General features: G+C 69.9%; 10 protein-coding genes. 8 read left to right on the top strand and 2 right to left on the bottom strand.

All coding sequences use genetic code 11. The features are described from left to right. Window positions 1-591: 591 nt before the first annotated feature. Both C4T42_RS15705 and C4T42_RS15700 read right to left on the bottom strand, forming a co-directional pair. Window positions 592-1305, bottom strand: a complete 714-nt coding sequence (locus C4T42_RS15705; RefSeq protein WP_042671900.1) for a MarC family protein — start codon at window positions 1303-1305, stop codon at window positions 592-594. A 5-nt stretch (window positions 1306-1310) separates the two neighbouring features. After that, window positions 1311-2045 (bottom strand): methyltransferase domain-containing protein, encoded by a 735-nt coding sequence (locus tag C4T42_RS15700; protein WP_042671901.1) that lies wholly within the window; start codon window positions 2043-2045, stop codon window positions 1311-1313. 160 nt (window positions 2046-2205) lie between these two features. On the opposite strand from C4T42_RS15700, the gene gloB reads away from it, so the two are divergent. From gloB to odhB, 8 genes are all read left to right on the top strand, one after another. Then, window positions 2206-2982, top strand: a complete 777-nt coding sequence (gloB, locus tag C4T42_RS15695; RefSeq protein ID WP_020093724.1) for a hydroxyacylglutathione hydrolase — start codon at window positions 2206-2208, stop codon at window positions 2980-2982. A gap of 348 nt (window positions 2983-3330) precedes the next feature. Further along, a complete protein-coding gene (locus C4T42_RS15690) occupies window positions 3331-3906 on the top strand; it encodes a TetR family transcriptional regulator (RefSeq protein ID WP_012317921.1) in 576 nt (191 codons plus the stop codon). Between the two features lie 401 nt (window positions 3907-4307). Beyond that, window positions 4308-5270, top strand: a complete 963-nt coding sequence (mdh, locus tag C4T42_RS15685; RefSeq protein ID WP_020093725.1) for a malate dehydrogenase — start codon at window positions 4308-4310, stop codon at window positions 5268-5270. A 113-nt stretch (window positions 5271-5383) separates the two neighbouring features. Continuing rightward, window positions 5384-6580, top strand: coding sequence for an ADP-forming succinate--CoA ligase subunit beta (gene sucC / locus C4T42_RS15680; protein ID WP_020093726.1), 1197 nt, complete (start codon window positions 5384-5386; stop codon window positions 6578-6580). A gap of 2 nt (window positions 6581-6582) precedes the next feature. Continuing rightward, window positions 6583-7467 carry a succinate--CoA ligase subunit alpha gene (gene sucD / locus C4T42_RS15675; RefSeq protein ID WP_010685286.1) on the top strand — a complete coding sequence of 295 codons (885 nt, stop codon included), beginning with the start codon at window positions 6583-6585 and terminating at the stop codon, window positions 7465-7467. 173 nt (window positions 7468-7640) lie between these two features. Then, a complete protein-coding gene (locus tag C4T42_RS15670; protein WP_020093727.1) occupies window positions 7641-10631 on the top strand; it encodes a 2-oxoglutarate dehydrogenase E1 component in 2991 nt (996 codons plus the stop codon). 10 nt (window positions 10632-10641) lie between these two features. Continuing rightward, window positions 10642-10941, top strand: coding sequence for a YciI family protein (locus tag C4T42_RS15665; RefSeq protein WP_100252715.1), 300 nt, complete (start codon window positions 10642-10644; stop codon window positions 10939-10941). 50 nt (window positions 10942-10991) lie between these two features. Beyond that, window positions 10992-12311 (top strand): 2-oxoglutarate dehydrogenase complex dihydrolipoyllysine-residue succinyltransferase, encoded by a 1320-nt coding sequence (gene odhB, locus C4T42_RS15660; RefSeq protein ID WP_020093729.1) that lies wholly within the window; start codon window positions 10992-10994, stop codon window positions 12309-12311.

Raw genomic sequence — 12311 nt, 5'->3', positions numbered from 1 at the left:
GGGGTGGCCGCCGGACGCGCGCTCCGCGCGCGGCACCGGGCTGCGGGATCTCGGGGGTTCACGGGCTCGGGCCGGGCCGCACGGCCCGCGTGGGCGGGACGCGGCGCGCGCCGGCTCGACGGCGCGCCCGGGATGCCGGTCGCATCACGCGCGGGATCCGGTCGTGCACGGGTCGCCAGAGGCGCGGCCGCCTCGTGCTCGAGGCCCGGATGCGGACGGCCGACGCTCGGGTTCCGCGATGACGTCCGTCGCCACGATCTGCACTCCGTTGCTGGACCCGCTTCGCCGACGGCTCCGGCCGCAAGTCTTCCTCGCCGCGGCCGAGGGCCATGCATGATCATGCTCGGACCTATGGAGGACGCAAGCCTCGAAAAATCGGATCTCTTCTCGACGAATGCTCTAGAATGAGATCGTTAATGAAAATTTATATTTATAAAATATGCAATTATGAGCGAAGTACGACTATTATATCTGGATGAACACACAACATCCCGGACATCGTCCGCAATTCGATCGATTCGGCCGGCCGGAATCCGCGCGGGTCACCTGGGATGCGGGCCTTGCCCGGCCCTGTCGGCGGTGACCCGGTCGTCACCGCGCCGCGGCGAGGGGCGCGAACACGTCGATGAGGCCGTTCACCAGGATCTGGGTCCCGACGCATAGGAGCAGGAAGGCGAAGAGGCGGCCCATCACCCGGGCGCGGGCCGGGCCGATGAAGGCGACGACCCGGTCGGCGGAGGCGTAGAGAACCGCGACCGTGGCGGCGACCGCGAGGGCTGCCAGCGTGACGCCGATGTAGAAACCGAAGCGCTCCGCGTAGGCCTCCGGCCGGTTGGCCCCCAGGGTGATGGCGACCGCGATCGTCCCCGGCCCGGTGGTGAACGGGAGCGTCAGGGGGAAGAAGGCGATGTCGGAGAGGGGGCCGGGCGCCGGGTCGCCCGGCGGCTCCGCGGGGGCCGGGCCGCGGCCCGCCGACCCGGAGGCCTCGGCCTGCTTGCGCGCCTCCCGGGCCTCGGGCCGGTTCAGCTGGGTCCAGGCCGACGACATGACCACGAGGCCGCCGGCGATGCGCAGCGCACCCAGGGTGACGCCGAAGAAGTTCAGGATCGGCGTGCCCGCCCAGAGGGCGCCGAGCATCACCAGGGCGGCGTAGACGCCGATCCGGCGCGACAGCAGCACGCGCTCGGCGTGGCTGAAGGCGCCCGCCACCTGCGCGAAGATGAAGGCGCCCCCGACCGGGTTCACGATCGAGAACAGCGCGGACAGGGCGAGCAGGAACTGCTGGGTGGTGAAGTCGAGGCTCATCGGGGTCAACCCGGGGAGGGGGCCGGCACCAGCACCCGGGCCGGCGCGAGGCGGCGGGCGCGCCGCACCTGCTGGACGGCCACCGGCCGGTACAGCTGCTTCGTCGCGTCGACCACGTGCAGGCCCGCGAAGGGCAGGGACAGGCCGGTGCCGAGCCACTCCCAGGCGGGCCCGGTGCGCAGCATCAGGCGCGAGCGGGCCGGCGGCATGTACAGGGTCTCGGCCCAGCTCACCGGCGAGAACAGCGTGTCGCGCATGAGCCGCCCGAGCTGCGAGCGGCTGTAGGGCTGGCCGTGGCCGAAGGGCGTCGCCTCCCGGCGGGCCCAGACGCCCCGGCGGTTCGGCACCACGAGGATCATGCGACCGCCCGGTGTCAGGGTGCGCCAGACCTCCTGCAGCAGCTCCGTCGGGCTCTCCACCGATTCGAGGGCGTGGACCAGGATGACCCGGTCGATGGCGGCCTCCGGCAGCGGCATCATGGTGGGATCGGCGAGCGCCGCGCAGGAGCGCCCGGTGCCCGGCCAGTTCACCACGCCCTGCGAGGCCGGCATGAAGGCGAGGGTGCGCTCGGCGATGCAGTGGACCGGCCCGAGATACGGCGTCGCGTAGCCGATCCCGAGGACGCGCAGCCCCGAGACCGAGCCGAGGAAGTCGTGGAGCGCGCGGCCGACCACGCGGTGCGTCGTGCGGCCCAGAGGGCTGGCGTAGAAGGCCCGCAAGCCGTTGACGTCGAGGCGCATGGAGGGACAGGAGATCGCGGACGGAACGGTCGTCGTAACCAATGGTGAGCCGCGCGCCGCGCGGCAAGCGCCGGAGGAACCTCGCCGGACCATCACCTGTTCACGGCAACAGATTTCGCGCCGCTTCGCGCCCGTTCGCGTTCTTGGGAGACCCCGTCCGATGGCCGCCGAGACCGAGATTCGCACCTTCCTCTGCCGCAGCGACAACATCGGCGTGCTGATCCGCGATCCGCAGACCGGCGCCTGCGCGGCGATCGACGTGCCGGAGGCCGGACCGGTCCTCCGGGCCCTCGACGAGACCGGCTGGCGGCTGACCGACATCCTCGTGACCCACCGGCACGCCGACCATGTCGAGGGTATCCCGGAGGTGAAGCGGGCGACCGGTGCCCGTGTGGTCGCCCCCGCCAGGGCCGGCGACGCGGTCCCGCAGGTGGACGTGACCGTGCGGGAGGGCGACACGGTCACGGTCGGCAGCCTCGGGGCGCAGGTCTGGGAGACGCCGGGCCACTGCGCCGACCACGTGACCTACTGGTTCGCGGAAGCCGGCCTCGTCTGCGCCGGCGACACCCTGTTCACCCTCGGCTGCGGGCGCGTGATGGAGAGCCCGCCCGAGACCCTCTACCGCTCCCTGCGGCGCTTCGACGACCTGCCCGACGCGACGCGGGTCTTCAGCGGCCACGACTACGTACTCTCCAACGCGCGCTTCGCCCAGGCGGCCGATCCGGACAACCCGGAGCTGAGGAAGCGCCTCGCCGAGGCCGAGCGCGCCCAGGCGGAGGGGCGGTTCCTCATCCCGTCGACCATGGGTGCGGAGCGGGCGACAAACCCGTTCCTGCGCAGCGGGCAGCCGGCCCTGGCGCGATCCGTCGACCTTCCGCCGGAAAGCGATCCCGAGTCGGTGTTCGTCGCCTTACGGGCGTGGAAGAACCGCTTCTGACGCAGGTGATAACGAGAAAAATTTGTTGCCTTCTCAAGGCAAACTGACACATAGGGGTGTTTAAGCGGTCCTAATCCGCTCAGGTAACCGGGCTCCCGGGGGGAAGCCGTAACGTCAACGCGAAGCGCCGGGACGCTTCAGCCGGTATGATGGGGGTCCGTCTCGCCCTACCACCTGTCCACTTCCCGCCTTCCGCTTCCTTTCCTCAAGCCAGAGTCCGACGGGTCCAAGGAGGAGGCGCTCAGCGCCAAGGCCAAGATCACCGTCGCCGACGCCGAATCCGGCACACTCCGCGAGAGCGGTGAGGCGGCCAGTCCCGCCCGCCCGCGGGCGCCGGTCGCGGCCGACGTGCGGCTCCTCGGGATCGCCACCGAGCACCTCTCGCGGCTCGGGCCCAAGCGCGTGACCGTCGTGGCCGTCGCCGCCGAGGCCGGCATGACGCACGCGAACGTGTACCGCTACTTCCCGTCGAAGGACGCGCTCCTCGACGCGGTGGCGGGCCGCTGGCTGCGCGAGGTCGAAGCCCGGCTCGCCGGCATCGCCGACGCGCCCGATCCCGCCGACGACAAGATCGAGCGCCTCCTGACCGCCCTCGCGACGGTCCAGCGGGACGCCCTGTTCGACGAGCCGAACCTGTTCGCGGTCCATCTCGACGCCACCGTCTCGGCACGGCCGATCGCCCGGCGGCACCGCGTGCGGCTGCGCAGCCTCGTCGAGCGCGTGGTCGAGGAGGGCATCACCTCCGGGATCTTCTCGGCCCGGGACCGGGAACGGGCGATCGCCTACATCTTCGACGCGAGCTACCGCTTCACGCATCCGCTGGCGATCCAGCACGATGCCGAGGTGCCGCGCGACCTGATCGAGGCCCGGTTCGGGGCCGTCATCCACGCGATCCAGCGGGTCCTGCGCTCCGGCATCCTCTGATCCTACGCGTACCCACAGGCTCTCTCGAAGGCCCGGACAGACCGTCCGGGCCTTTGTATTTCGTGCGCCCTCCCGCGCCGCACGCCGCCCGCCGCGACCCGAAATGACAGGATTCCAGATCTGTCATCGCGGCTTCGCGGCCGTCCCGCGCCAGGGTGCACTGCACCTAAAACACTCGCGACGTTGACGTTTCGGAGGCACCGTCGGGACGCTCGAGGGCGATCCGATGGCCCGGACGCGCCGCCCGCGCGGCCCTCATCGGGTTGAAGCCACGGTGCTTTTCGGCCACACAGCCGCGCAGATTTCAGAGTGGCGAATCCGGCCTCGGACCCTGACGGACGAGCGGCTCCGGCCTCGCGCAACGCATCACCGAAGTCGAACGCAGCGGAGACACATCCGACATGGCTCGCAACAAGATCGCGCTCATCGGCGCCGGCCAGATCGGCGGCACCCTGGCCCTTCTGGCCGGCCTCAAGGATCTGGGGGACGTGGTGCTGTTCGACATCGTCGACGGCGTGCCGCAGGGCAAGGCGCTGGACATCGCCGAGGCCGCCCCGGTCGAGGGCTTCGACGCGACCTACGCGGGTGCCAGCGACTACGCCGCCATCAAGGGCGCCGACGTGGTGATCGTGACCGCCGGCGTGCCGCGCAAGCCCGGCATGAGCCGCGACGACCTGATCGGCATCAACCTCAAGGTCATGCAGGCCGTCGGCGAGGGCATCAAGACCCACGCGCCGGACGCCTTCGTGATCTGCATCACCAACCCGCTCGACGCCATGGTGTGGGCGCTGCAGAAGTTCTCGGGCGTCCCGACCAACAAGATCGTCGGCATGGCCGGCGTGCTGGATTCGGCGCGCTTCCGCCACTTCCTCGCCGAGGAGTTCAAGGTGTCGGTGGAGGACGTCACGGCCTTCGTGCTCGGCGGCCACGGCGACGACATGGTGCCGCTGACCCGCTACTCGACGGTGGCGGGCGTGCCGCTGACCGACCTCGTCAAGCTCGGCTGGACCACCCAGGAGAAGCTCGACGCCATGGTCGACCGCACCCGCAAGGGCGGCGGCGAGATCGTCAACCTGCTCAAGACCGGCTCGGCCTTCTACGCGCCCGCCGCCTCCGCCATCGCCATGGCCGAGAGCTACCTGCGCGACAAGAAGCGGGTCCTGCCCTGCGCCGCCTACCTCGACGGCCAGTACGGCGTGACGGGCATGTTCATCGGCGTGCCGATCGTGATCGGTGCCAACGGCGTGGAGCGCGTGCTCGAGGTGACCTTCGACGCGGCCGAGAAGACCATGTTCGACAAGTCGGTCGCCTCGGTGACGGGACTCATCGAGGCCTGCAAGGGCGTCGACAGCAGCCTCGCCTGACCGGTAAGCGGATACCGGGCAGCGCGTAGCGGGTCGGAGATTCGAATCTCGATCACTCGATTTCTCTACGCGCCGCCCGCTGCCACCTATTCGCTCCTCCTTACGAGGCTCCGATGAATATCCACGAATATCAGGCCAAGGCCGTGCTGAAGGAGTTCGGCCTGCCCGTCTCCCGCGGCGTGGCCATCTTCAACCCGTCGGAGGCCGAGGCCGCCGCCAAGGAGCTCGGCGGCCCCGTCTGGGTCGTGAAGAGCCAGATCCACGCGGGCGGCCGCGGCAAGGGCACCTTCAAGGGCGCGCCCGAGGGCGCCAAGGGCGGCGTGCGCGTCACCAAGTCGATCGACGAGGTCAAGCAGTTCGCCGGCGAGATGCTCGGCCAGACGCTGGTGACCATCCAGACCGGCCCGGCCGGCAAGCAGGTCAACCGCCTCTACATCGAGGAAGGCGCCCAGATCGCCGAGGAGTTCTACCTCTCGATGCTGGTCGACCGCGCCACGGGCGGCGTCGCCTTCGTGGTCTCCACCGAGGGTGGCATGGACATCGAGGCGGTCGCCCACGACACGCCCGAGAAGATCCACACGATCGCGGTCGACCCGGCCACCGGCGTGATGCCCCACCACGGCCGCGCCGTCGCCAAGGCGCTGGGCCTGTCGGGCGCCCAGGCCAAGGAAGCGGCCGCGCTGACCGAGAAGCTCTACGCGGCCTTCGTGGCCAAGGACATGAGCCTCCTGGAGATCAACCCGCTGGTGCTGACCGCCGACGGGCACCTCAAGTGCCTCGACGCCAAGATGGCCTTCGATTCGAACGCCCTCTACCGGCACGCGGACATCATGGCGCTTCGCGACGAGACCGAGGAGGACGCCAAGGAGATCGAGGCGTCCAAGTACGACCTCGCCTACATCGCGCTCGACGGCACGATCGGCTGCATGGTCAACGGCGCCGGCCTCGCCATGGCGACACTCGACATCATCAAGCTCTACGGCGAGGAGCCGGCGAACTTCCTCGATGTCGGCGGCGGCGCCTCGGAGGAGAAGGTCACGGCGGCGTTCAAGATCATCACCGCCGACCCGAACGTGAAGGGGATCCTCGTCAACATCTTCGGCGGGATCATGAAGTGCGACGTGATCGCCAACGGCGTGATCGCGGCCGTGAAGGCGGTGGGCCTGCAGGTGCCGCTGGTGGTGCGCCTCGAGGGCACCAACGTCGAGCAGGGCAAGGCCATCATCCGCAATTCCGGCCTCAACGTCATCCCGGCGGACGACCTCGACGACGCCGCCCAGAAGATCGTCGCCGCCGTGAAGGGAGCCTGATCATGTCGGTGATGATCGACGCCAACACCAAGGTCATCTGCCAGGGCTTCACCGGCAAGAACGGGACCTTCCACTCCGAGCAGGCCATCGCCTACGGCACCAAGATGGTCGGCGGCACGAGCCCCGGTAAGGGCGGCTCCAGCCATCTCGGCCTGCCGGTCTTCGACACGGTCGCGGAGGCGCGCGAGGCCACCGGCGCCGAGGCCTCGGTGGTCTACGTGCCGCCGCCCGGCGCTGCCGACGCGATCTGCGAGGCGATCAGCGCCGAGGTGCCGCTGATCGTCTGCATCACGGAGGGCATCCCGGTGCTCGACATGGTGCGGGTGAAGCGGGCGCTGACGGGCTCGAAGTCGCGCCTCGTCGGGCCGAACTGCCCCGGCATCGTCACCGCCGGCGAGTCGAAGATCGGCATCATGCCGGCCAACATCTTCCGGCCCGGCTCGGTCGGCATCGTGTCCCGCTCGGGCACGCTGACCTACGAGGCGGTGTTCCAGACCTCCAATGCCGGCCTCGGCCAGACCACGGCGGTGGGCATCGGCGGCGACCCGGTGAAGGGCACAGAGTTCATCGACGTGCTGGAGCTGTTCCTCGCCGACCCGAAGACCGAGTCGATCGTGATGATCGGCGAGATCGGCGGCTCGGCCGAGGAGGAGGCGGCGCAGTTCCTCAAGGACGAGGCCAAGCGCGGGCGCAAGAAGCCGATGGTCGGTTTCATCGCCGGCCGCACGGCGCCTCCGGGCCGCCGCATGGGCCATGCCGGCGCGATCATCTCGGGCGGCAAGGGCGGCGCCGAGGACAAGATCGCCGCCATGGAGGCCGCGGGCATCCGCGTGTCGCCGTCGCCGGCCCGGCTGGGCTCGACGCTCGTCGAGGTGCTGAAGGGCTAAAGGCCCGCGCGCCTGCGTCGCGGCCATCGCAGGGCCGCGACGCCCATATCGGGCGTGCAGACGATCTCAGCGGGGCGGTCACCCGCCCCGTTTCGGTTCGAGGGCGCTCCGCCGCGCTGACGGGGAGCCCGGAGGGCAGGGGAGCCTGCCCGCGCGATCAGGATGGACGCACCATGGCACGCCAGGACGTGAACGAAGCGCTCCTCGAAACCTCGTTCCTGTACGGCGCCAACGCCGCCTACATCGAGGAATTGCAGGCGGCCTACGCCCGTAACCCGTCCTCGGTGGATCCGGAGTGGCAGACCTTCTTCAAGGGGCTCGGCGAGGACGAGACCCTGGTCGAGAAGAACGCCGCCGGCGCCTCCTGGGAGAAGCCGCACTGGCCGGTGCCGCTCAACGGCGAGCTGGTCTCGGCGCTCGACGGCAACTGGGGCGCCCTGGAGAAGGCGATCGGCGACAAGATCGTCGCGCGGGAAGCCAAGGAGCCCAAGCCCGGCAAGCCGCAGGACAGCGTCACCGCCACCACCGGCGTGTCGGTGGAGCAGGCGACCAAGGATTCGGTGCGGGCGATCATGCTGATCCGCTCCTACCGGATGCGCGGCCACCTGCACGCCAAGCTGGACCCGCTGGGGCTCGCGCCGCGGGGCGACCACGAGGAGCTGCACCCGCAGCATTACGGCTTCACCGAGGAGGCCGACTGGGACCGTCCGATCTTCCTCGACAACGTCCTCGGCCTGCAGTTCGGCACGATCCGCGAGATCGTCGGCATCCTGGAGCGGACCTACTGCCAGACGCTCGGCGTCGAGTTCATGCACATCTCGGATCCGGCCGAGAAGGCGTGGATCCAGGAGCGCATCGAGGGCAAGGACAAGGAGATCTCCTTCACCCCCGAGGGGCGCCGCGCGATCCTCAACAAGCTGATCGAGGCCGAGGGCTTCGAGAAGTTCCTCGACCTCAAGTACACCGGCACCAAGCGCTTCGGCCTCGACGGCAGCGAGGCGATGATCCCGGCGCTGGAGCAGATCATCAAGCGCGGCGGCGCGCTGGGCGTGCGCGAGATCGTGCTCGGCATGGCCCATCGCGGCCGGCTCAACGTGCTCACCAACGTGATGGCCAAGCCCTTCCGGGCGGTGTTCCACGAGTTCAAGGGCGGCTCGGCCTCCCCGGCCGAGGTCGAGGGCTCGGGCGACGTGAAGTACCACCTGGGCGCGTCCTCGGACCGCGCCTTCGACGGCAACAACGTCCACCTGTCGCTCACCGCCAACCCGTCCCACCTCGAGATCGTCGACCCGGTGGTGCTCGGCAAGGTCCGCGCCAAGCAGGACCAATGGGCCAAGCCCAACATCGAGCGCCGCACGGTGCTGCCGCTCCTGATCCACGGCGACGCCGCCTTCGCGGGCCAGGGCGTGGTGGCGGAGTGCTTCGGCCTGTCGGGCCTGAAGGGCCACCGCACCGGCGGCTCGGTGCACTTCATCATCAACAACCAGATCGGCTTCACGACCGATCCGCGCTTCTCGCGCTCCTCGCCCTACCCGTCCGACGTCGCCAAGATGGTCGAGGCGCCGATCTTCCACTGCAACGGCGACGATCCGGAAGCCGTCACCTTCGCCGCCAAGGTCGCGGTCGAGTACCGGCAGAAGTTCGGCAAGCCGGTCGTGATCGACATGCTGTGCTACCGCCGCTTCGGCCACAACGAGGGCGACGAGCCGGCCTTCACACAGCCGAAGATGTACCAGCGGATCCGCAAGCATCCCTCGGTGCTGGAGAGCTACGGCCGCAAGCTCGTCGAGAACGGCTCGGTCACCCAGGAGGCGCTCGACGCCCGCAAGGCCGAGTTCCGCGGGATGCTCGACAGCGAGCTCGACGTCGCCAACAACTACAAGGCCAACAAGGCCGACTGGCTCGACGGCCGCTGGTCCGGCGTGAAGGCCGTGCACGAGGACGTGGACGACCCGCGCCGCGGCCGCACCGCCGTGCCGGCCGGGACCCTGCAGGAGATCGGGCGCAGGATCACGCAGGCGCCGCCCGGCTTCCACCTGCACCGCACGATCCAGCGCTTCATGGACAACCGCGCCAAGGCGGTGGAGACGGGGGTCGGCATCGACTGGGCGACCGCCGAGGCCCTGGCCTTCGGGGCGACGCTCCTCGACGGCAACCGGGTCCGCCTGTCGGGTCAGGACGTGGAGCGCGGCACGTTCTCGCAGCGCCACGCGGTGGTGATCGACCAGGAGAACGAGCAGCGCTTCACGCCGCTCAACGCCATCCGCGAGGGGCAGGCCGCGATCGAGATCATCAACTCGATGCTCTCCGAGGAAGCGGTGCTCGGCTTCGAGTACGGCTACTCGCTCGCCGAGCCGAACGCCCTGGTCCTCTGGGAAGCCCAGTTCGGCGACTTCGCCAACGGCGCCCAGGTGGTGATCGACCAGTTCATCGCGTCCGGCGAGCGCAAGTGGCTGCGCATGTCGGGCCTCGTGCTGCTGCTGCCGCACGGCTACGAGGGCCAGGGGCCCGAGCACTCCTCGGCCCGCCTGGAGCGCTACCTCCAGGCCTGCGCCGAGGACAACATGCAGGTCGCCAACGTCACGACGCCGGCGAACTACTTCCACATCCTGCGCCGGCAGCTGAAGCGCGACTTCCGCAAGCCGCTGGTGCTGATGACGCCGAAGTCGCTGCTGCGCCACAAGCGCGCCGTGTCGAACCTCGACGCGCTCGCCGAGGGCTCGACCTTCCACCGCGTCCTCTGGGACGACGCCGAGGAGGAGGGCGCGCAGAACAAGCTCGTGCGCGACGACAAGATCCGCCGCGTCGTGCTGTGCTCCGGCAAGGTCTACTACGACCTGCTGGAGGAGCGGGAGAAGCGCGGCCTCAACGACATCTACCTGATGCGCGTCGAGCAGCTCTACCCGTTCCCCCTGAAGGCGCTGGCCAACGAGATGGCCCGGTTCCGCAACGCCGACGTGATCTGGTGCCAGGAGGAGCCCAAGAACATGGGCGCCTGGTCCTTCGTCGAGCCCTACCTCGAGTGGGTGCTCGGCCAGGCCGGCTCCGCGGTGAAGCGCGCCCGCTACGTCGGCCGTCCGGCCTCCGCCTCGACGGCGGTCGGCCAGATGTCGAAGCACCAAGCGCAGCTCCAGGCCTTCCTCAACGAGGCCCTGGCGGTCTGATCGTCCGGCCATGGCCTACTTCCTGCTCCGCCTGGAACCGCCCCGCCCGAGCTTCCCGTTCGACGCGACGGAGGCCGAGAAGGCGCTGTTCTCGGCGCATTCCGGCTACTGGATGGAGCAGGCGGCCGCCGGCATCGCCATCGCGGTCGGACCCGTCTTCGAGTCCGGCGGCACCTGGGGCCTCGCCCTGGTCGAGGCCGACGACGCGGCCCGGGCCGAGGCGCTCGGCGAAGCAGATCCCGTCCTGATGGCGCAGGCAGGCTTCCGGTACACCGTCTCGCCCGTTCCATCCCTGATCCTGCGGCGCTGACGTCGCGGCCCGACATCCAGAGGAGGCCCCCCCGCGGGGCAGAAGAGAGCATGGCAACCGACATCCTCGTCCCGACCCTCGGCGAATCCGTGAGCGAGGCCACGATCGGCCGCTGGTTCAAGAAGCCCGGCGACACGGTCGCGGCCGACGAGCCGATCGTCGAGCTCGAGACCGACAAGGTCACCCTGGAGGTGAACGCCCCGGCGGCCGGCGAGCTCGGCGAGATCCTGGTCAAGGACGGCGAGACCGTGGAGCCCGGTGCCCTGCTCGGCTCGATCGTCGAGGCCGGAGCCGGCGGCGGCACGGCCAAGAAGGCCGCCCCGAAGGAGAGCGCCGAGACCAAGGCCGAGAGCCGGAGCGAGGCCCCGAAGGCCGCCGCGCCCGCGAAGGCCGAGGCCCCGGCCCAGGAATCGTCCGCCGGCTACGGCAACCACGGCGATGCCGCCGCCCCCGCGGCCCAGCAGCGCCCGGTCGGAGACAACGGCCCGGCGGTGGCCAAGCTCGCCCGGGAATCGGGTGTCGACCCGTCGTCGGTGAGCGGGTCCGGCAAGGACGGACGCGTCACGAAGGGGGACATGCTCGGCGCCATCGCCAAGGGGCCGGCCCCGTCGGCGCCCGCCAAGGAGGCCCGTCCGACCCTGCCGCGCGCCCCCTCGGCGCCGGACGACGCCGCGCGCGAGGAGCGCGTGCGCATGACGAAGCTGCGCCAGACCATCGCGCGCCGCCTGAAGGACGCGCAGGACACCGCGGCGATGCTGACGACGTTCAACGACGTCGACATGTCGGCCGTGATGGCGATGCGCAGCCAGTACAAGGACATCTTCGAGAAGAAGCACGGCACGAAGCTCGGCTTCATGGGCTTTTTCACCAAGGCGGTGATCGGCGCCCTCAAGGACGTGCCGGCGGTCAACGCCGAGATCGACGGGCAGGACCTCGTCTACAAGAACTACTACCACATCGGCATCGCGGTCGGCACCGATAAGGGTCTCGTCGTGCCGGTGGTGCGCGACGCCGACGACCTGTCGATCGCCGGCATTGAGAAGAAGATCGCCGGCTTCGGCAAGAAGGCCCGCGACGGCAAGCTCTCCATCGAGGAGATGCAGGGCGGCACCTTCACGATCACCAACGGCGGCATCTACGGCTCGCTGATGTCGACGCCGATCCTCAACGCGCCGCAGTCGGGCATCCTCGGCATGCACCGCATCGAGGAGCGCCCGGTGGTCCGCGCCGGCAAGATCGAGGCGCGGCCGATGATGTACCTCGCCCTGTCGTACGACCATCGCATCGTCGACGGTAAGGAGGCCGTGACCTTCCTGGTGCGGGTCAAGGAGGCGCTGGAGGATCCGGCGCGCCTCGTGCTGGACCTCTGA

It is taken from the genome of Methylobacterium sp. 190mf (genome assembly GCF_900107945.1).
Taxonomy (GTDB): Bacteria; Pseudomonadota; Alphaproteobacteria; order Rhizobiales; family Beijerinckiaceae; genus Methylobacterium.
The sequence above is the reverse complement of the archived record's forward strand: the minus strand, read 5'-3'. Positions and strand labels throughout refer to the sequence as shown.